We start from the raw sequence: 214 nt of genomic DNA on the forward strand, positions 1-214 counted from the left end.
ACGTTGTTGAGAAGTTAGATTTAACACTCACTGATACCCTGGGCGATACGGTTGCTCCAAGTGCTATTCCTCAAGCGAGACAGCGCCTGAGTAGCGACCCCCTCCAAGCCTTATTTCACCTATGTGCAGCCCATTGGACACAAGAAGAAGATGCTGATGATACGTGGTATGGACTCCGGTTATTTTCTGTCGATGGAACGCAATTTCGTGCACC

General features: G+C 49.1%; 1 protein-coding gene. It reads left to right on the plus strand.

What is annotated here, in order from left to right; all coding sequences use genetic code 11:
• Window positions 1-214, plus strand: a 214-nt coding sequence (locus tag H4J50_RS19415; RefSeq protein ID WP_182198127.1) for a transposase domain-containing protein, incomplete at both ends; no start/stop codon positions are given.

This window comes from Colwellia sp. 6M3 (assembly GCF_014077595.1).
Lineage (GTDB): Bacteria > Pseudomonadota > Gammaproteobacteria > Enterobacterales > Alteromonadaceae > Cognaticolwellia.